Source organism: Bacillus sp. C-3-6, assembly GCF_054509685.1.
In genome coordinates, this window is sequence record NZ_CM137247.1 from 4,746,127 (window position 1) to 4,765,545 (window position 19,419).

The 19,419-nt window shown below is 35.0% G+C and carries 24 protein-coding genes, 1 pseudogene and 1 other annotated feature; of the genes and pseudogenes, 8 read left to right on the plus strand and 17 right to left on the minus strand.

Annotation, left to right across the window (positions count from 1 at the left end):
- The first annotated feature begins 119 nt into the window (after window positions 1-119).
- Both ACW0JX_RS24515 and ACW0JX_RS24520 read left to right on the plus strand, forming a co-directional pair.
- A complete protein-coding gene (locus tag ACW0JX_RS24515) occupies window positions 120-266 on the plus strand; it encodes a YuzL family protein (RefSeq protein ID WP_001096344.1) in 147 nt (48 codons plus the stop codon).
- A gap of 97 nt (window positions 267-363) precedes the next feature.
- Entirely contained in the window at window positions 364-1,203 is an 840-nt protein-coding gene (locus ACW0JX_RS24520) for a D-alanyl-D-alanine carboxypeptidase family protein (RefSeq protein ID WP_023523353.1), read from the plus strand.
- A gap of 22 nt (window positions 1,204-1,225) precedes the next feature.
- Here the strand turns inward: ACW0JX_RS24520 and ACW0JX_RS24525 are convergent, their stop codons facing one another.
- The 5 genes and pseudogenes from ACW0JX_RS24525 to ACW0JX_RS24545 form a co-directional block, all read right to left on the minus strand.
- The gene (locus tag ACW0JX_RS24525; RefSeq protein ID WP_000436780.1) at window positions 1,226-2,143 is read right to left on the minus strand and encodes a proline dehydrogenase family protein; all 918 of its coding nucleotides are present in this window, start codon (window positions 2,141-2,143) and stop codon (window positions 1,226-1,228) included.
- 311 nt (window positions 2,144-2,454) lie between these two features.
- On the minus strand, window positions 2,455-2,700 hold the full coding sequence (locus tag ACW0JX_RS24530) for a YusU family protein (protein ID WP_001290600.1): 246 nt from the start codon (window positions 2,698-2,700) through the stop codon (window positions 2,455-2,457).
- Between the two features lie 48 nt (window positions 2,701-2,748).
- Complete coding sequence (locus ACW0JX_RS24535; protein WP_256426047.1) at window positions 2,749-3,051, minus strand: MTH1187 family thiamine-binding protein; 303 nt, start codon at window positions 3,049-3,051, stop codon at window positions 2,749-2,751.
- 77 nt (window positions 3,052-3,128) lie between these two features.
- A complete protein-coding gene (locus tag ACW0JX_RS24540; RefSeq protein WP_404978305.1) occupies window positions 3,129-4,082 on the minus strand; it encodes a methyl-accepting chemotaxis protein in 954 nt (317 codons plus the stop codon).
- A pseudogene (locus ACW0JX_RS24545) lies at window positions 4,077-5,129 on the minus strand (cache domain-containing protein); the annotation flags it as partial. The gene ACW0JX_RS24540 and the pseudogene ACW0JX_RS24545, both read right to left, overlap by 6 nt.
- 186 nt (window positions 5,130-5,315) lie before the next feature.
- Here ACW0JX_RS24545 and ACW0JX_RS24550 point away from each other — a divergent pair.
- Window positions 5,316-6,074, plus strand: a complete 759-nt coding sequence (locus tag ACW0JX_RS24550; RefSeq protein WP_069356426.1) for a TrmB family transcriptional regulator — start codon at window positions 5,316-5,318, stop codon at window positions 6,072-6,074.
- A 27-nt stretch (window positions 6,075-6,101) separates the two neighbouring features.
- Here the strand turns inward: ACW0JX_RS24550 and ACW0JX_RS24555 are convergent, their stop codons facing one another.
- The 3 genes from ACW0JX_RS24555 to ACW0JX_RS24565 all read right to left on the minus strand — a co-directional run bounded on the left by ACW0JX_RS24555 (window position 6,102) and on the right by ACW0JX_RS24565 (window position 8,965).
- Window positions 6,102-6,284 carry a hypothetical protein gene (locus ACW0JX_RS24555; RefSeq protein ID WP_089171943.1) on the minus strand — a complete coding sequence of 61 codons (183 nt, stop codon included), beginning with the start codon at window positions 6,282-6,284 and terminating at the stop codon, window positions 6,102-6,104.
- Window positions 6,285-6,362: 78 nt separating this feature from the next.
- Window positions 6,363-7,601 (minus strand): MFS transporter, encoded by a 1,239-nt coding sequence (locus ACW0JX_RS24560; protein WP_105559664.1) that lies wholly within the window; start codon window positions 7,599-7,601, stop codon window positions 6,363-6,365.
- A 53-nt stretch (window positions 7,602-7,654) separates the two neighbouring features.
- Complete coding sequence (locus ACW0JX_RS24565; RefSeq protein ID WP_078401293.1) at window positions 7,655-8,965, minus strand: APC family permease; 1,311 nt, start codon at window positions 8,963-8,965, stop codon at window positions 7,655-7,657.
- A 64-nt stretch (window positions 8,966-9,029) separates the two neighbouring features.
- Window positions 9,030-9,266: a binding site (T-box leader), on the minus strand.
- Between the two features lie 166 nt (window positions 9,267-9,432).
- Between ACW0JX_RS24565 and ACW0JX_RS24570 the strand changes: the two genes are divergently transcribed.
- Window positions 9,433-9,660, plus strand: coding sequence for a hypothetical protein (locus tag ACW0JX_RS24570; RefSeq protein ID WP_459245157.1), 228 nt, complete (start codon window positions 9,433-9,435; stop codon window positions 9,658-9,660).
- An 81-nt stretch (window positions 9,661-9,741) separates the two neighbouring features.
- Here the strand turns inward: ACW0JX_RS24570 and ACW0JX_RS24575 are convergent, their stop codons facing one another.
- The 3 genes from ACW0JX_RS24575 to ACW0JX_RS24585 all read right to left on the minus strand — a co-directional run bounded on the left by ACW0JX_RS24575 (window position 9,742) and on the right by ACW0JX_RS24585 (window position 11,782).
- Complete coding sequence (locus ACW0JX_RS24575) at window positions 9,742-10,557, minus strand: hypothetical protein (RefSeq protein ID WP_098126727.1); 816 nt, start codon at window positions 10,555-10,557, stop codon at window positions 9,742-9,744.
- A gap of 129 nt (window positions 10,558-10,686) precedes the next feature.
- Window positions 10,687-11,469 (minus strand): membrane protein insertase YidC, encoded by a 783-nt coding sequence (yidC, locus tag ACW0JX_RS24580; protein ID WP_000920524.1) that lies wholly within the window; start codon window positions 11,467-11,469, stop codon window positions 10,687-10,689.
- Window positions 11,470-11,497: 28 nt separating this feature from the next.
- Window positions 11,498-11,782, minus strand: coding sequence for a hypothetical protein (locus ACW0JX_RS24585; RefSeq protein ID WP_000394930.1), 285 nt, complete (start codon window positions 11,780-11,782; stop codon window positions 11,498-11,500).
- Window positions 11,783-12,059: 277 nt separating this feature from the next.
- Here ACW0JX_RS24585 and ACW0JX_RS24590 point away from each other — a divergent pair, with 277 nt between their 5' ends.
- Window positions 12,060-12,953 (plus strand): YitT family protein, encoded by an 894-nt coding sequence (locus ACW0JX_RS24590; protein ID WP_000530043.1) that lies wholly within the window; start codon window positions 12,060-12,062, stop codon window positions 12,951-12,953.
- Between the two features lie 110 nt (window positions 12,954-13,063).
- On the opposite strand, the gene ACW0JX_RS24595 is transcribed toward ACW0JX_RS24590, so the two are convergent.
- Window positions 13,064-13,585: a GNAT family N-acetyltransferase gene (locus tag ACW0JX_RS24595; RefSeq protein WP_459245158.1), complete on the minus strand. Its 522-nt coding sequence runs from the start codon at window positions 13,583-13,585 to the stop codon at window positions 13,064-13,066.
- 460 nt (window positions 13,586-14,045) lie between these two features.
- Here ACW0JX_RS24595 and ACW0JX_RS24600 point away from each other — a divergent pair, with 460 nt between their 5' ends.
- The gene (locus tag ACW0JX_RS24600; RefSeq protein WP_001077773.1) at window positions 14,046-14,432 is read left to right on the plus strand and encodes a DUF3938 domain-containing protein; all 387 of its coding nucleotides are present in this window, start codon (window positions 14,046-14,048) and stop codon (window positions 14,430-14,432) included.
- A 227-nt stretch (window positions 14,433-14,659) separates the two neighbouring features.
- Here the strand turns inward: ACW0JX_RS24600 and ACW0JX_RS24605 are convergent, their stop codons facing one another.
- The 5 genes from ACW0JX_RS24605 to ACW0JX_RS24625 all read right to left on the minus strand — a co-directional run bounded on the left by ACW0JX_RS24605 (window position 14,660) and on the right by ACW0JX_RS24625 (window position 17,755).
- A complete protein-coding gene (locus ACW0JX_RS24605) occupies window positions 14,660-14,800 on the minus strand; it encodes a DUF3985 family protein (RefSeq protein WP_000404758.1) in 141 nt (46 codons plus the stop codon).
- Between the two features lie 96 nt (window positions 14,801-14,896).
- Window positions 14,897-15,949 (minus strand): zinc metalloprotease, encoded by a 1,053-nt coding sequence (locus ACW0JX_RS24610; RefSeq protein ID WP_053565466.1) that lies wholly within the window; start codon window positions 15,947-15,949, stop codon window positions 14,897-14,899.
- Between the two features lie 42 nt (window positions 15,950-15,991).
- Window positions 15,992-16,699: a DUF3169 family protein gene (locus tag ACW0JX_RS24615; protein WP_459245159.1), complete on the minus strand. Its 708-nt coding sequence runs from the start codon at window positions 16,697-16,699 to the stop codon at window positions 15,992-15,994.
- Window positions 16,689-16,910 (minus strand): helix-turn-helix transcriptional regulator, encoded by a 222-nt coding sequence (locus ACW0JX_RS24620; protein WP_459245160.1) that lies wholly within the window; start codon window positions 16,908-16,910, stop codon window positions 16,689-16,691. Before ACW0JX_RS24620 ends, ACW0JX_RS24615 begins: the two co-directional genes overlap by 11 nt.
- A gap of 230 nt (window positions 16,911-17,140) precedes the next feature.
- The gene (locus ACW0JX_RS24625) at window positions 17,141-17,755 is read right to left on the minus strand and encodes a DedA family protein (RefSeq protein WP_459245161.1); all 615 of its coding nucleotides are present in this window, start codon (window positions 17,753-17,755) and stop codon (window positions 17,141-17,143) included.
- A 401-nt stretch (window positions 17,756-18,156) separates the two neighbouring features.
- Here ACW0JX_RS24625 and ACW0JX_RS24630 point away from each other — a divergent pair, with 401 nt between their 5' ends.
- Both ACW0JX_RS24630 and ACW0JX_RS24635 read left to right on the plus strand, forming a co-directional pair.
- Window positions 18,157-18,600, plus strand: a complete 444-nt coding sequence (locus tag ACW0JX_RS24630) for a DUF3978 family protein (RefSeq protein WP_000388762.1) — start codon at window positions 18,157-18,159, stop codon at window positions 18,598-18,600.
- A gap of 30 nt (window positions 18,601-18,630) precedes the next feature.
- Complete coding sequence (locus ACW0JX_RS24635; RefSeq protein ID WP_000735058.1) at window positions 18,631-19,092, plus strand: L,D-transpeptidase; 462 nt, start codon at window positions 18,631-18,633, stop codon at window positions 19,090-19,092.
- The last annotated feature ends 327 nt before the right edge of the window (window positions 19,093-19,419 follow it).

The following is a 19,419-nucleotide window of genomic DNA, read 5'->3' on the forward strand; positions in this document are numbered from 1 at the left end:
ATTGATAAAATTTTCTGAAATAAATATTTTTCTTTCATTTGGCTATGCTATACATGTGTATTTTCTTTGTTTAAATGCACTTTTCCTTTTTATAATCTGACGAAACTGGAGGAATATATATGGCAAAACTTAAGAAGAACCCTTCAAAGGCTGGAATTAGTGCAGCTAGTGTAACTGGAAACGCAGGTCCACATAATCACGGTGTTGAAAAAGGACGCCAAGGTAATAACCAACAATATAAGAAGCATAATATGGGCGAAAAATAACGCTATATTTTTGGGCAGAGAACGTGGCATAATGATTAATGGCTGCTTTTTCTGCCCAATTTATTTGTACATATGGAAAACAAAAGAGGGAACGATGATGAAACGAACAATAGTTATGATTGTAATGATTGCTACACTATTTACAGGGATGATTTTCTTCTCTTATGCACAAAGGCAACAAGCTGTAAGAGCTGATCAACCTAACATTACTGGGCAATATGGGGTTACAATCGATGCAAACACAGGTGAAATTTTATATGGGAAACGCGAAGACGAACGTTCTTATCCGGCTAGTATAGCCAAAATGATGACAACCCTTCTTTTACTAGAGAATGTAAAAGAAGATGAAGAAATTACAGTTACAGAAAATGCAATTAAAACAGAAAGTCAAAGCAAGAAAATTAAACTTCGTGCTGGAGAAAAATTAAAGCGTGATGAGGCATTAAAACTTATGCTTATCATTAGTGCAGATCCAATAGCTGAATCAATTGCAGAACATATCGCAGGATCAAAAAATGAATTTGTGAAAATGATGAATGCTAGAGCAAAGGAACTTGGTACAAAGCATGCAACTTTCAAGAACGCAAGTGGTGCTGATGCAATTGGGAATAAAGTATCACCATATGACATTGCTATTATTACGAAAGAAGCATTAAAGTATCCAGTTGTTTTAGAATATATGAATTCAACACGTACAACTCTACATACTTCAGAACGCTCTCCAAACATCGCAAACTATGGACGAGAAGAACTATATGACGATCCATATGCGATTGGAAGTAAAAGCGGTCTATCAGCACTCGGCAAATATACAGTCGTAACAGTGGATGAAAAAGACGGTAAACGCGTCATTAACGTCGTATTATCTTCTACTCGCGCGCAACTATATCCTGATACGAAAAAAATGGCGCATTACGCATTTCAGCAATTAAAATAACCAAGGAGTATTTTCTCCTTGGTTATTTTTTAACCATACCTTTTAATACGAACGCAACGTTTGCTGGACGCTCTGCTAGACGACGCATGAAGTAGCCATACCAGTCGTTTCCATAAGGTACGTAAACACGCATTTTGTAACCTTCTTTTACTAGCTCAAGTTGACGCTCATTACGAATACCATATAACATTTGGAATTCAAATTGATCCCTTGGAATGTTGTGTTCTTCGGCAAGTTTTTTTGTATATTCAATAATCGCTTCGTCATGTGAAGCAATTGCAGTATAATTCCCATTTAATAAGTGCATTTTAATAATTTTTTTATAATTGTCATCTACATCTTTCTTGTCCGGGAACGCCACTTCTTCAGGTTCTTTATAAGCCCCTTTTACAAGACGTAAATTAGGATTATAAGCGTTTAAGTCTTCAATATCTTTTTCTGTACGATATAGGTAAGCTTGAATAACAGTACCAATATTATCGTATTCAGATTTTAATTGTTTAAAGATATCAATTGTTTTCCCGCAGCGTGTATAGTCTTCCATATCAATGGTAACGAACACACCATTTTCTTTTGCCGCTTCTAAAATACGGCGCATATTGTTCATTACGATTTCATCAGAGATATCTAATCCCATAGAAGTCATCTTTAAAGAAAGCTGCGAATCAAGACCTTCTCTTCCAATTGCACGGATCGCTTCAATCGATTGGTTAGCCATTTCATTTGCTTCCGCTTCATTATCAACGAATTCACCTAAATAATCGATTGTTACACAAAGTCCTTGCTTATTTAATGCCTGAATGGCAGCTGTCGCTAATTCAATCGTCTCCCCTGCGACGAAGCGACCTGCACCAAAGCGTAAACCGTACTTTTTAGCCAGTTTTGTTAGCGCTTTATTTTTAGATAAGAAAAGAAACGAATTTCGCATTAATTGTTCCATGTAATTCACCCCTATGACTGTAATTTATCTGTTTTTTACCCCTCTTCAAAATTATATCATTGTTTAAAATTATTGGATACAAATAATTATTTAGATAATTTATAAAATACTATAAAAACATTTAAAAACCTATATTCTCGCATGTAAATATGAAGGGAATATTTTTCGACATTTAGAAAAAACGGGTTTACTAGGGCAAAAATAGGCATACCGAAAATATTCGACATGCCTATAAAACCCTTAATATTCCATGTAAATTATATAAGGATATTAATAAAGAAAACTTGAGGTAACATTCACCTCAAGTTTTCTCACTGCTCATTTCGCTTCTCTTCATTCAGCCTTTTAATATCCGTAATTAACTGCACCATCTCTTCTTTCGCATCTGGATATGTCTCATTCCAATGCTTCACTAAAGCTGGCATCGTCTTCGCTATGTAAGAATAAAGTGCCCACTTCTGCACCTGTTCTTTTCGCTCTTCACTACTCTCTCCAAGTAACAGCTCAGTGTATTTCTCTAGTAACCCGTCAAACTGCTCGTTAAACTTTTCACTCATTTCATTTACCTCCTATATGAAAAAAGCAGCGAAAATCGCTGCTTTTTCTTATAATTTTGATCGAACAGAGTTTAATTTCTTCTCCATTGTGCTTACTTTATCACGACGATCATCAATACGAATTGTTGTTGCAACACGCTGTGCACCTTTCGTATAAGGCACTTCATGCATTTGTTGAATTACTTCTAGAATGACAGGAAAATCTCCTTCAATAATTGTATTCATCGGTGTTAATTGATACTTCACGCGATCCGCATTTTTCTCTAGCACCTTTTGTACTTCTGCTACATATTCACTAACACTTGGATTACCTGTTCCTACTGGAATAATCGATACATCAACAATTGCCATAGTAGTCTTCCTCCTATAATCGTTTCTTATATATCCATTGTCTATTTTACCGAAATCCTCATCATTTTACTAATATGTTACTCTTCCACTTTAAACTGCTCGACTAATCTTTCTAAATCTCTCATATGTTCTGTCAAACTTTCCATCGTGTGAGCTACCTTTTCTAAATGATTCACCTGTGATTCCGTTGCAGCATGTACCTCTTCGGAAACAGCTGCACTTTCTTGGCTCGTACCAGCAATTGTGTGCATTACCGCTGTAATTTCTCCTTGCTCGTAACCTATGTTATGTACCTCTTCTACAATTTTTTCAACTGAAGTACTAATCGTATTTACAACTGACATAATTGTGCGGAACTCCATTTCTGCCTCTGTCGTCACTTTATTTTGCACATCTGCAATGTCTTTCAATTTACTTACAACTTCTACAACTCTTTTTACTTCTACTTGCACATCACCAATCATCGTTGTGATTTCTCCGGTAGCCTCTTTTGATTGTTCCGCTAATTTCCGAACCTCTTCAGCAACAACCGCAAATCCCTTACCTTGCTCACCTGCACGGGCAGCTTCAATCGAAGCATTTAAAGCAAGTAAATTTGTTTGATCCGAAATGCCTTTTATAAGCTCAACAACATTTTGAATCGATCCAACTCTTTGTTCTAACTTATCCGATGCTTCTTCTGTATGAACAACAATCGAAGATGATTGTCCCCTCGTACGGATTAAATTCCTCATTGTATTTAATCCTTGCTTAGATGCCTCTTCCGCTTTGCCAGCCACTCCTTTTATTTCACCAACGGAGCTATTCATTTGTTCCACTGACTCCGCCATATTCTCGAGCTGAGCTGAAACTTCATCCACACTATTCGCAAGAGTAGAAGCTCCTCCGCTCACATCATCCATCGCTCCTGAAACTTCTCTACTAGCCGCTACTGTTTCGTTCGTTAAATAATGTAAACTATTCGTTGATTGTTGCACCGTTGATACGCTGTTTTTAATTTTACTTACCATTTCATTCATTTGTTCAACCATATCATTAAAGTGCTTCGTCAACTCTCCAACTTCATCTTTACTTGTCACTTTCATTCGCAGCGTTAAATCGCCTTCTGCTACTTTTTGCACGTGATTCTTTAATAGTTGCAGTGGTCTTGCTAATCTTCTTGAGAACAAGTAGGAAGCTACGATTCCAACTAATAAACTAATACATGCCATTATAATAACTGTATTTCTCGTACTATTTAATAGCCCATCGATCGTTTCTTTCGGATAAAAGATTCCTATCGTCCATTTCATCGTATCAAATGATTGACTATAAACAACTACATCTTCACCTTTTATTGTAGTGACCGCATATTTGGTTACCTCTTTATTTAAACTCTTTATAAGTGGCTCTTTAGAAACATCTTTCCCTATCTTTTCTGGATAAACAAGAGCCATATTTTTATCATTTATAATAAACATTTCTCCGTCATTATTGTATTGAATATTGTGAAGCAACTTCTGAATCGTCCCAAGCGATACATCCATCGCAACAACGCCTAATACAGACCCATCTTGAGCTGTAATTGCTTTAGAAACACCTACACTTAACTTGCCTGTTGCAATTTCATAAGAAGGTTGTCCCCAATGGACCTTTTTTACATCAGCCTCTGAATCTTTATACCATGGTCTTGTCGTTGGATCGTATCCTTCTGGCACTTGCCCACCTTCAGCAAGATTGGCACTTAATGTTTTTTTATCTTTCGTACCAATATATAAATCTAAAATACCAGGATGATTCTTTTTATACTCCGCAAACTCTTTCGTTAAAAACGCTTCCTCTTCCGGAGTAACCCCACCTTGAAGCATATTACGAATCATCTCACTGTTCGCGTAATACCCCATATCTTCATCCGTTCTTTGAACAAATGTCGTAAGTTGCTCTGTCACAAGATCCATCGCATTTTGAGAATACTCGTCTAAGGAACGCACTTCCTTTTCTTTCTGTAATTGATACACAGCTGTACCCAATATTACGAACATCATAGAAATAAGAACTGAAAACACTACCGCAATTTTTAAACGTAAACTTCTTAACATCTTTCCCCCAGCATCCCCTTCGCATTAAATTAAAATCTTATTAATCATTATATTAAGTATAATAGATAAAATTAAAAAATTGAAATTAATTCTCACCTTAATACAATTAGAAAACTTACTACCACTTGTGCAAAAACAAATAGTTCATTATCCTTAAAATATAATCTCATTCGTTCGGAGGGAACTATGTTACAAAAATTCGGTTTCTCACAATATGAAAGCCAAGCTTATGAAGTTGTCGTATCAAGCAATGAACCATTAGATGCTACAACAATTGTGAAGCATTCAGGTGTTCCAAAAGCAAAAATATATGAAGTACTAGCACGCCTAATCGATAAAGGAATGGTAATGGATTCTGTTTCAGAAAAGAAAAAATTGTATACAGCATTACCACTAAAACTAGCAATTGAAAAATTAACGACAGAATTCCAATCAAATATTAAAGAGCTGGAAACAAACATATCAAAAAAATCATTTACAGATGACCGTGTGTGGAGCTTAAAAATGCAATCTTCTATTCGAGTTCAAAGTAAAGAACTCATTGAAAGTGCAAAAGAATCAATCCGTATTTCAGCTTGGAATGATACTCTTTTAGAATATCTCCCTTTACTAGAACAAAAAGCAAAACAAGGTGTTCAAATTGAATCTCTTATTGTTGGAGAAGTAGAAACAGACTTAGAAAACATGCATTTTCTAATCCCAGCTGAAGAGCCTAATGCATTAGAGCGCTACTTACTACTCATCGTTGACGATCGTGAAATTTTATTTGCTGGCGTAGAACAAGAGTCATGGCAAGCGATGAAAACAATGTCACAACCTTTCGTAAAGTTCTTTACAGAATTTTTCTATCACGACGTTGCACTTGCAAAGATTACCCAGAAGCACCACGATCTCTTTATGAAAGATGAGGAAATTAAGAGTTTGTTAATGAAATTAAGATACTAATTAAATAATAAAAAGGAGTCTAGTTTTTCACTTAGACTCCTTTTTATTTTGTTCCTTTATCTCCATCAACAGCTCAATGATTTTCTCATTTTGCTCTACCTGTTTCTCAGAATTTTTATAGATGAAACGAACCCATCTAAGTGCAAGAATAATAAGAAACAAAGGGAGCATTGAAATTAGAAGACCAATAATTGAAAAATTCGAATACATATACCTCACCTCGCTATATAGCCTTTTCTCCATTTACCTACTAAAACCTGCAATTTTTTACAAATAAAAAAGAACCTATCAAACGATAGATTCTTCTTTCACGAACTGAGTAGAGCGTCCTCTCGTAATCGAGAAAATCGCGCAAAGCAGTGCTAATATAATAAAGCCACCGCCTACCCAAGCATTATATATAACAGATGATTTTTCAATAACAACTCCACCTACTGTTGAACCAAGTGCAATTCCTAAATGAAGCGCAGAGTTATTTAAACCTTGCTGAATACCAGCTGATTCCGGTGCAATTTCAATTAAATAATTTTGCTGTGCTGGTGAAATCGCCCAGCTCAGCATACTCCAAAGTCCCATCATAATGATGAAGAGCGGGAATGAGAATGTCATTAATGGCAACATGAAGATTGCACATGCAAATACGATAATAATCGAGATAATACTTTTCTTCGATCCCCATTTATCAGCAAGCCATCCACCGAACCCGCCGCCAATTACTGCTGCGATTCCGAAAATAAAGTAAAACACACTAATCCAGTTTGCTTCAACATGCATAACATCTTTTAAAAACGGTGTTAAATATGCATACAATGTTAAATGACCCGTTAAAAACAAAAATGATGTTAACTGTGCACTTACAATTTTTTTATCCTTTAAAGTAGCAAGTTGTTCTTTTATTGATAATACCGATGTCGGTGGTACTTTCGTTAAGAACAATGAAATACAAGCAATTGCCATAACTGTTAATACAGAAATTAATACAAATGGTGCACGCCATCCGTATGCATTTCCGAGTACAAGACCAAGCGGTACTCCAAGTACAAGTGATCCACTAATTCCCATAAAAATGATTCCAATTGCACGCGCACGAAAATGCGGTTCTACTACACTAGACGCAAGTGTTACAGATAGTGCAATAATTAATGAACCACTTGCCGCACAAATAACCCTTGAGAACATTAGCATTCCGTAATTCACACTAAATGCGGAAATAATATTTCCGATTAAGAAAATCGATAATGCTCCAACATACAATGTTTTTCTTTCAAACTTCCCTGTCACAGCTAATAAAACTGGACCTGACAAAGCAAATACTACCGAAAATATTGTGATAAGCTGACCAGCTGCGCTAATAGATACTCCTAAATCATTGGCAACTAAATCGAGCGTTCCTCCTATAATTAACTCAACCGTTCCGACTACGAAAGCCGCGATAGCTAAAATATAAACACGAAAATTCAAGTCTTTCCCCACGCTTTCTATTTTGGTTACTACGACTATAGTAACCAAAATAGAAAGTGGACGCAAGTATAATTTTTTTACAGTAAAAAAGGTAGGCGTATTATACGCCTACCCTTCCATCATTCTGTTTCTTTCTTCTTATTTAAGTACCAATACACCGGCAGTCCAGTAAAGACAATTCCAATTGATAAGAAACAACTTACCGGATCGTTAATAATCGCACTACCGATTACAAAGAACGAACCTAAAATCGCTACGATTGGTACGATTGGGAATAACGGTACACTATATGCACGCTCTTTATTCTTATTACGTTTTCTTAAAATGAAGACACCAATAAACGTCATTACATAGAAAATATAAATAATGAATACGGAAATCTCAGATAGCTTATTTGGATCACTAATAATCATTAAAATAATTCCTAAAATGATTTCAACAGTAATCGCATTTGCTGGTGTTTTAAATCTTGGACTTTCCTTTGCAATAAACTTAGAAAATGGAAGTTGTCCACGTTCCGCCATAGACATTGGAATACGTGGGAATGTTAAAATCTTTCCATTTAAACAGCCGAAAATAGAAACGATAATACCGATACTAATAATTTTCCCGCCATATTCTCCAAGTAACATACCCGCAGCTGTCGCTGTCGCATTTTCTCCAAGGTCTACAATTTTCGCTGCTGGTAATACATTTAATAACGCCAAGTTAATTAATACGTAAGCAGCAGTTACGATTAAAATCCCCACTGTCATTGCTTTCGGTAATAACTTTGTTGGATTCTTCATTTCTCCGCCAATCGAAGCAAGTAAAATCCAGCCGTCATAAGCAAATAACGTTGCTAAAATTGCCATACCGATACTTTGATTTTCCGATATCGGCACAACTACGTTAAAGATATCGCTATTCCCTTTCCAAAAACCTAGCACGACAATTAATATGATCGGAATCATCTTCCCGATTGTCGTGATTGTTTGGACGATACCTCCGTATTTTGTTCCCATACTATTTACAACGCCAAGGAACACAACTGTTCCAATTGCAATTGGTAAATTCCATACTTTATCTAAATAGAAAAAATTAATCATTAAAGAACTAAAGTATAAACCTAATGTTCCGATAATAGCAGGTCCATAAACAATTGTTTGCATCCAACCTGATAAATATCCCCAAAAACTTCCGTAAATCTCCTCTAAATACGTATACAACCCACCATTTTTCGGGATTTGCGCTCCAATTTCAGCTACTGTTAAACCACTCGCTAACGTCAACAGACCACCAATTACCCAAGCAAGAATGGCCATATTAGAACTCCCCGAGTAATCTAATACGCTCCCTGGTTTCATAAACACACCAGATCCAATAATCGTTCCTACTACGATAGAAAGTGCTACTGTTAAACCAATTTTGTTCTTCTCATCATGATGCATGCTGCGTATCCTCCTTCCAATCCTAGTGTGATGCAAAAATGAAATAAAAAACACTCCTCCCTAAAAAAGGGACGAGTGTTGTATTCGTGGTTCCACCCTTGTTTCAATTCGCAAAGTAACACACTTCACCAATTTCTCAAGTCTAAATAACGGTTTTTGCCGGCAAGCAATTACTAGATGCTCGTTCACTGCTGCAGTTCAGAGGTGGTAATCCATTTTTCCGTATTAGGAAGCTCACAGCCAAAGGCTTCCCTCTCTGAGAATCGTAAAAAATTGATCATGTCCTCATCATCACTTCTTGATGTCGAATTTTGTAGTTATTGTTCATTATATTGAATTGTTAGAAAAAATCAATATATTTTTTTATATAACATAGGAAATATTTCTCTTCTTATATTATAACAGAACATACAAAACTTCTCTAATTCCCTAAAAATGGTATAATTCTTTTAGGAGGTGTACTAATAATGATTGCTGTCTTTTGTATCATCGCTACATTTCTCTCTGTTCTATTCGCTATCATGTATCGAAACAAGTATCCTGGTTATAGCATTTTAGCTGTAGCTATTATACCAGCTGTTTCCTTCTACTTATTGGGTAAATATCAATATATGGAAGTGTTTATCGGTTTTGCAATCTTCTACTGCGTCTTCGGATACATACTAACAATAAAAAGAATTTCAATGCCTCATTAAAAGGGACCGATTTCTACTTATAGAAATCGGCCCTTGCACGTACCTTCCTGTTGCCCACACGAAAGATACGACTTCATTCAATTATTTATCTTCTTTTTTCATAAAAAACTTATGGTGCGGTAAATCAACATTCAATGCCTCTAATTGTTTCTTTTCATTGTCTAAAATCGCTTTTGCTTTTGTTTTTGTTGCTTCATCTAATCCCGCAAAGATGTCTTCACGCTTCTCTTTCTCTGGAAGTTTCACGCCTAACTTCGTTAATTCTTCTTTTGCTTGCTCATGCGTTAATTTTCCGGATTTCTTTTGCTCTAAAATTGACTTTGCTTTCTCTTTTGCCTGTTCATCTAAGTTAGCAAACATGTCTCCATGTTTATCTTTCTCCGGCATTTTCACACCTAGCTTTGTTAATTCCTCTTTTGCTTGCTCATGCGTTAATTTTCCAGATTTCTCTTGCTCTAAAATGGACTTCGCTTTTTCTTTCGCCTGTTCATCTAAGTTAGCAAACATGTCTCCATGCTTACCTTTCTCCGGCATTTTCACGCCTAGCTTTGTTAATTCCTCTTTTGCTTGTTCACGTGTTAGTTTTCCGGATTTCTCTTGTTCTAAAATTGACTTCGCTTTTGCTTTCGCCTGATCATCTAATCCTGCAAACATGTCTTTACGCTTCTCTTTCTCCGGAACCTTTACACCTAGTTCCTCTAACTGTTTCTTTGTATCGTCCATAATTGTTTTTACTTTTTGTTTTGTAGCGTCATCCAAATCCTTTTTCGCCGTTTTTGCAGGCTGATCCACTGCTGGAGTATTCGTTGCCGCGAATGCCGGAATACCGACTCCTCCAATGATTCCGAATGATAAAGCACCTGCAATCGCTAAATACCCAACTGTTTTCTTCTTCATAGGAAATTTCCTCCTTCATATTTCTAATGCATGTACACTTTCGTATACAATGCCTATAGTAATGTCGATTTCTTAACATTTCCTTAACGACTTAACAAAAAAACACCGCTCGTAATGAGCGGTGTTTCTCTATGCTTTTTGTAATTGTAACTCTTCACGTTCCATTATTTTTCTTAATACAATTGTTTGTGTCATTGTAAATAAGTTACCTGTTATCCAGTACAACACAAGTCCTGATGGCGCCGCAAACCCCATAAATAGAATCATTGCCGGCATCATAATTTGCTGCATCTTTAGCATCTGTACTTGTTCTCCAGGTGTAATATTCGATTGGAAAACTTTCATCTGAATAAATGTCGTTAACGCTGCAATAATTGGTAATATATGATATGGATCTGCATGTCCTAGGTTCACCCATAAAAACGAAGATGTGCGAATCTCTTCTGTTCTGCTAATCGCATAATACAAAGCAGAGAAAATCGGCATTTGTATTAATAATGGCCAGCAACCAGCAAGTGGATTCCAACCGCCTGATTTCATTAGTTCTGACATTTCTTTTTGATACTGCTTTTGTTTTTCAAGGTCTTTGCTTACATCACCGTACTTTTTCTTTAGCTTCTGCAATTCAGGTTGCATTTTCTTCATTTTCGCTTGGCTGCGATATTGCGAAACAGCTAATGGAATCATTGCTGAACGAATAACGAGCGTCATAATAATGATAGCAATCCCAAAGCTAGCTCCAGGTATATGATGAGCAACAAATTGAATCATAAACGAGATTGGATATACAAAATAATGATCCCAAATCCCAGTACTATGTGCATCAATTGGGGCTGCATTACTGCAACCAGATAAAACAAAAACAAATAATAATGATAAACTAACGAGCACAGCTCGGTATGATTTTAACATGTTCATTCCTCCAATGTTTCGTAATTATTTAGCGAAACATTGGTGTATACGGACCAACCTCGTCATTCTCTTCACTTGATTCTTGTCTGCGTACAGAACGAATCATTCCATATTTATAAAAAATAGAAAATAGCGGTACATTTCCCGCACTATCTTCACATGTATCAACTAACGCAAAAGCTCTTTGTCTACCGCTTGATGCTTGTTGACGCACAAAGCGAGAAACATTAGCAAGGAAGAAAACTTCTAATAAACAAAGTGCCGTCGTTACAAACGATATATATAGAATTGCATCCTGCAATAAAAATTCCATCGCTTCACATCCTTAATAAGGTCATTTTAGCACATTCAACAAACATTCTCTATTTCCTTTTATTTTCAAAAAAAGTATTTTGCATATTTTCTCAAGAAAATAATAATTTAGAAACGTTGTATTCGCTTTCTTTAGTATATTCACACACATCAATGAATAGGCTTGATTTATTAGAAATTTATAAAATTTTTGCATTATAATAAAACTATTGCCAGTTTTTGAAAAAACCTTTATTCTCTTCTTGTAATCAAAAATGAATATGGAGATGAAACATACTATGGGTCAACTAGGAGACGCCGATTACGTTCCCGACACCGCCTTTTTATCCTTCCCAGCAGCTAAAACATTTCACTTAGAATTTATGATACAGTTGGTTGTTATTTTTATAGCTTCTATTTTGTATGCAATTTCTATGAATATGTTTTTTATCCCGCATAACATGATTAGCGGTGGATTCGCTGGTGTAGGGATGATTATCGGTTATTTAATGCACTACAATATCGGTGCACTTATCTTTTTACTAAACATTCCTCTTCTTATTTTAAGTCACTTTTACTTAGGCAAGAAGACAACCTTTTTAACAGCTTACTTTGTAGCTGTATCATCGTTAGCGATGAACATTATCCCTGTACACCAGGTTTCAGACGATATTTTACTATCTTCTGTATTCGGTGGTGTAATCTGCGGAGCAGCTTCCGGAATCATATTCCGATTTGCTTCTTCAACAGGTGGCTTTGATGTTGTTGGATTGATTGTAGCGAAACATCGAGATATTTCAATTGGAGCAATCATCTTTGTATTCAACTTAGTCTTACTTGTTGCAGCAGGTTTTATTTTCGGATGGGATATTACACTTTATACGTTAATTAGCCGGTTTGTAGTCAGCAAAGTTATCGATGCTGTGCATACGAAACATATTAAATTAACGATAATGACAGTTACAGAAAAAGGTGAGGAAATAAAAAGCGCACTACTACATCACGGCATACGCGGGGTGACAATGGTAGACGCTGTCGGCGGCTATACAAACCATAAGAAAAAAATGATTTACACTGTCGTGACTCGCTATGAGTTAGGCGAAATGAAACGTATTATCCGTCAAGTGGATAACAAAGCATTTATGAACATTACTGAAACAGTTGAAATTGTCGGCCGTTTCAAACGCATATAAAAAAGGTTAATAAATTAAAGGGCATAACATATTAGTCATATATAATATGTTATGCCCTTTGTTATTCAACTCACGTACCTTTTAGCATAATAAAATCACTAAGTTTATTACTACAAATCGGAGGATAGCATCCCATATACAATACTATCTGTCCATTCATCTTTATTCCAAAAATCTTGTATGAAATGGGCTTCCTTTCTCATGCCTATTCGTTCACACAATTTTTGTGAAGCTGTATTACGTGCATCAAGATTAGCCTGTATACGATGTACATTAAATTCATTAAATAATTTCAATACCAAACTACTTACTGCTTCTGTCCCCAAACCTCTCCCAGCTACTTCATTTGAAAAACTATAACCAATCTCAACAGTGTCTTTCATATTTGTGTACCATACGGATAAATCACCAACTACTTTAGTTTTGTATATAACTGCCAAACTTAATATTGATTCTTTAGTAAGTACATTATTTGCTAACTTCTTATTAAATCTTTTCTGCATGTCTTCATGAGTCCACTTATTATGTAATAGGAACTTACATGTATCATCACTACTATAAATAACAAATACATCCTGTAAATCAGTACTCTTAAAAGGTCTAATTATTAATCTTTCTGTTGTGAACTCCAAGTTAGCTCTCCTCCCTTACATTCATACTATAAAACATTTTTTATAGTATTTAAGCCTCCTTCTTAGATCTCACCTTGATTACATATTTCATCATAATAAATTAAAATCCTTCTTCCACTAAACTGCACCTTTAATGGTATTTCCTTGCGCTTTTTATTTTTTACACTTATTACAAAATCAGATAATTCTATTATTATGTCTCTAAATGTGTTATAATGAAAGCAGACTCACAAAAAAAGAGTATATAGACTTGGAAGTTTCTCTTATTTTACAAGCAAAAAGAAACGAGCAGTCGGGTATATTTCAGACACCATACACGTAACGGTTTAAACAACCGATCATCTTAGTTACTCTTCAATGATCTTTTTATAAAAAGATACGTACAATTAAAACTCACTTCAATATACTATACCTACCTTTTTGACTTCCAAATCATCTTATTACATAAGGAGATGAACATATGAATCAATATATACGATATACAATAGCTGTCCTGTTTGCTATTATCGGCGGAACAATCTGCTTCTGGACAAACACACAGCTTGGAGAGAATATCATTTTTAATGGAATCGAAACACTTGTAAGCGCTTCAATTTTAGGCGGATACATTTACTTCCTCTTCAATCCAGAAGAAAATGCTCAAAAAACAATGTTATTAACAATGATCGGAATCGTTGGTGGATGTATTTCCTACTCAATGACAAACTATACATTACCACTTCAATTAAGCTCAGCTTTCTTCCACGGTCTATGGACTTGGTTCATTGCATTCTGCTTAGCAGACGTATTCAACCTATTACAAGACAATGAAGAAGATAGCGGTCGCCAAATTGAAAGTAACTCTTAAGCTGGAAGATACTCTTCCAGCTTTTTTATGTTGGTTTGCATACCCCGCATCACGATAAAAAGAAGTTACCCTCACGGCAACTTCTTTTCCATATACCCCACTTCGTATTCACTAAAATATATCAACGATTTTTCAAATATATCGATTGTTTCTCCACTTATATCAACGATTCGACGTAGGATATCGATTTACCGACATCCTTCGACACTCAAAACGCACAACATACCCTATCCCCCAAGCAACTTACTGCCGAACTCTACGATTAAAAAGATAATTAATAGGATCGCGAGTATCTTTAATGCTACATATGCCACTTTAAAAACAACATAAATGAGCAAGACTATCAAAATAATTGATAAGATTTCCATATTTACTTCCTCCAAGCTTTGCTCTTCTTATCTCATTTTACTCGCCCTAGGCTGTTTATGGAACGGCATAAGATGACATATAAAAAAGAGGATACCTCACCCATCGTAAGATACCCTCTCTTTCAGCTGCTTAAACCATTCTCTTTCTAATTGTAAATATCCCATCTCACTCTTCTCGGCGCTCTTTAATTCTTGATCGGCTTTCTTCATATAAGTACGGGACGCTTCCATATTGCCCTCTACATATTTAATAATCCCTTGTGTACGGTAATATCCACTTAGGTCCATTTTTGTAATAGCCTTTGCATGTTCCTTTGCTTCTTGCAAAGAAAGACTATCCATCTGATAAAGGGCTTTATATAAAAGGTACCAACTATGAAAACTACTAACGAAAAACTTATTTTCTTTCGTTACAGGTAGTTGAACAATTCGTTCTATATACGGTATCGCTCTTTCCATTCCCTCTTGATCTGCACGAGCAAAAAAGACGAGCATAAGTCTACTCATTATCTCTCTTATCCCTTTATTCTCTTTTATTTTCTCCTCACTCAATTCTACTAATCTTTCATCCCAATCTTTCGGTCTTTTATAGCTAAATAACTCACTCGATATTTGAATCTCATATAAGTGATTTCTAGCTCTTTCATCATCTTTAATTAAAATAAGAAATTGCATCCCATCACTCATAAGCATTCCTTTTATCGGCACAATTGTAACCACAAAGATTGCAAAATGGAAAAAGGAAAAATATAAAAGATATTGATAATAACTCACCATGTATATGTAACCGGAAGTAATACCAAATAGTAAACTCGTAATCGGTCCACCTAAAGTGAGCCACGCCCATTTTTTCGAAAGATTCGGTGTCTCTATAGAAGGTGGTACTAGTGTTGCAACGCCTCCAAAGTACGCCCATAATTTATTTTCTCGAATGCGTAATTTTCCCTTTTCTTTTTGAATAGTAATGGGTCCTACTGTCATAAATTTAAATGTTAAACCACCTATTACACCAAATACTACATGTCCTAGCTCATGAATGGCTAACACTAACAATGAAATTCCAACTATTGCCCATAGGTTCAAAATTACTTCTAATTTCCCAGTTCGGATTACTCCGTATAAAATGGACAGAATTAGCGCCACTGTCATTGAGCCAGCTGGCCTTCTTAAAATATCCACCTTTTTCTCCCCTTAATAAATCATTTTTCTCTGCATTTCGTACATGAACTTCCCGAGATGCAATATCCAAATAAATGAGATTAAACCAATTAACACAAAATCGATATCACTAGCAGCTGTATATATAACGGCAGCCCACCATACATATGCCAATATTGTATTCGTAAATTCATACGCTTTATATCCAGCCTCATGCACAATGTGCTTTAATCCTTCATCTGCGTTTTTCGTCCACATTTTCATAGATTCCATATACGTTACACCTTGTTCAGGATATAGCTTATTATAACGATTTTTTGTTATGAGTCCGATAATTACTACAGTAGTTAAACAAACAATAGAAGCTACTAAATTCCACACCGCAAATGAAACATTTGTATCCTGCAACAGTGCACGTCTACATGTAATAACTGCATATACAAACCATGCCTGCGTAACTATATCACCTACACGTAAATATATACTTATAATGCCTAATTTTCTGCCTTGTACGCTCTCTTCTTCATCGCGTGCCTCTGCTAACATACGCGTATTCTTCCAAGTATAGTACATCATTAAGATTCCAAAAACAGCACATATACCTATAAATGTATTAGATGATAATTTTCTCGGTTCATCCGAGAGTAAATTTAAAGCTATATAAGACGTTAAAAAGCCACCCATCATACTTACTGCTATTTTCCCCACAGAATCAAATTGTTTTTTTCGCTTACTCTTCATCGTCCTCTTCCCCCTCTACTAACGTAAATATTTCCTCCACCGGTACATTGAAAATTTGTGCGATTTTTAACGACAATACGATAGATGGTGCATAATCCCCACGCTCAATTAAACTAATCGTTTGCCGTGATGATCCAATCGCTTTCCCTAAATCCCCTTGTGATAAACGATGCTTTGCTCGCAATTCCCTCACTAGATTTTGAAGCTTCATGTCTTCCCTCTTTTTCATTTATTTAATTAAAATTGTAAATAACATCCTTATTTTTGTCAATTATAATTGTCATTACGACTATAATAATTGACAAGATACTTATTTCTTATCCTGTATCAAATTCCTATAAAGAATGTAAAATGTGCATTAAACATAGTCTTAACAATAAAATAAAAAAGGCAGTGCTTTTGCACTGCCTTCCTAAATTCTGACATAGAATGGATTTCATATTAGCTTGCGCTTTGTAGTAATACTCGTTTTAACTGCTTACGGAAACGAATACCTAACGTAACCGCTACAATCACAATAACTCCAAAAATGATTTTACCGATATGACCTTCTAGCACTCCAAAGATATCATGTAAGTTTCCACCTAACCAGTAACCACCGATTAAGAAAAATGATACCCAAAATAGAGCGCCTGAATAAATTGTAATGGCAAAACGACGGAATGGTAAATTAATAATTCCTGCAAAGTATCCTGTGAAATGACGTACACCAGGAATAAAGAAACCAATAAAAATTAAGAAGTACCCATACTTATCAAACCACATTCTCGTTAAGTCAATTTTTCTTTGTGTTAAAAATACGTATTTCCCATACTTTTGAATGAAAGGCATACCTAATTTATTTCCTAAAAAGTATTGAATCGTCATTCCTACACTTGTCCCAATAAAGGATAGAATAATTAAAATCGGTAAACTTAAATCACCCTTATGTGCTAAAAATCCCGCATATGCTAACGTTGGCTCTCCCGGAAACGGAAGTGCAATATATTCTAACAGCAAACCTACAAGTACAACATAGTACCCGTATTGCTGAAATAATTCATGAATCCATTCCATGTCATCTCTCCTTTCAATCACGTACAACTTCTTACTATTATTGTATAAAAAAATTGTCGAAATAACTATCACAATAGCTTACATTTTTATTACATTTTTGTAAGGGTCACACTAATGATTTCCGTTCTTTATTAAGTAGCTAAAAGCATTTTTTAAGTCGAAATAACAAAAAGACGCATTAATAATATGCAAATTTTATCCATTTTTTAACACTGGAAAACCTTTCTTATTTTGTTCTCAATAAAAAACCACCACAAACTCATGCTAACTTCATATTAGCTTCATATACGTATTGTAAGATTATATCGGAATTTGTTGAAAAATTTAACTAATATATGACTAAGCATTAATTTGAATAAATATAAGTCGTTTTTCGAAATTGAAAAAAGGGTGAATACGAAATGGAAGCATATAAAATGCACGATTTTATTAATACAAATGTTGAATCTCATCAAAATGAAACCGTTTTTAATTTACACATATGTGAAACAAGTGAATTTGACGTAAGTTTAACAAAATCTACAACACTATCTTTTATCGTTTCAAAAAAGAATATTAAAATTGTCACGAAAAAATGGACTAACTCAAACCAAGAAAGCATGATTGGCAAAAGCTACATCATTCCAACGAAAGCTTTTCACTATTTCTTACCAATTATTTCTGAAAATGAAGATGAGCTAAATATTCAAGTTCAAAGTTTTGGACTACGTGGTGAGCTTTTATTAAACGAAAGATTACTTATTGATAAAAACAACAAACACAACAGCAAAATCACTACATTCTTTGAAACATTAGATGAAAATGTAAATAAAGCATTACGAGGATTACAACTTCATTGTATGTAAGACTATTACGATAGTAAAAGGAGAATAACAATGAAAAAATTATTATTAAGCGCACTATTATCATTAGGATTTTTAACTCTTCCATTCGCTAGCGCAGAGGCCGCTACAACGAAAGATCAATTAATTGTAGACACTCAGTTAAATAAAATGGATTATTATCAGGATGGAAAATTTATAAAAAGTTTTACTGTCGCTACTGGAAAAGCTGCAACGCCTACACCTAAAGGCACTTTTCAAATCGTAAATAAAATTAAAAACCGCCCTTATTATACAGGCAAAATTAAAGGCGGGGATCCACGTAATCCACTTGGTGACCGTTGGCTTGGATTAAATATGGCAGGAACTTACGGAACAACTTATGCGATTCACGGAACTAACAATAATCAAGCAATCGGCAAATGGACAACACTTGGTTGTATTCGTATGTATAATAATGATATACACTGGTTATTTGAGCGCGTTCAGCAGCAAGCTACTGTCACTGTCAAATAGCCTAAAAACAAGATTTATGTGTAGCCAAGAATTTTATGTCTTGGCTTATTTTATTTATTCATTTACAGTAGCAAAACAACTGTATTTACATATATAATAGGAATAGATTTGATTAGCTAATATCTAAACATTGATAAACGTAGATATTAAAATTATACAGTTATAATGTTTTATAAATTTTATAATACATACTATAATAGAACTACTGTAATTCTGAACTATTCAGTAACACTAAACTATTCCCCTTGCTACCTTCATGATTATTTTATAGCGGGGGCTTATTATATGTATAAACAATCTGAGTCACTCGAAAAATGATGAATTCGA